Below are 233 nucleotides of genomic sequence, written 5' to 3' on the forward strand. Positions count from 1 at the left end.
AGATTGTTGGAAAGATCCTTCAAACTTTTATCTAGTTGGCCTTTATTAACAGCTTCATCATTGTTCTTTCCCTCACCAACACCAGAAATTACACGATGCACACCAGTTTTATTCGCGATACTGATTTTACTGCCTTCTATTTCTTTACCAATATCAATACGATTCGTCGTCGGATCTTTCTTAACAAGGCTATCATCCCTGACATTGGTAATCTCCTTTGTAATCTCATTTTT

1 protein-coding gene is annotated in these 233 nt (G+C 36.5%); it reads right to left on the reverse strand.

The genetic code is table 11. The features are described from left to right. The coding region (locus J7R07_RS08215) for a hypothetical protein (protein WP_208436353.1) at positions 1-233 on the reverse strand (233 nt) is incomplete at both ends.

The sequence above is a fragment of the Bartonella phoceensis genome (genome assembly GCF_902825145.1).
GTDB classification, from domain to species: Bacteria; Pseudomonadota; Alphaproteobacteria; order Rhizobiales; family Rhizobiaceae; genus Bartonella; species Bartonella phoceensis.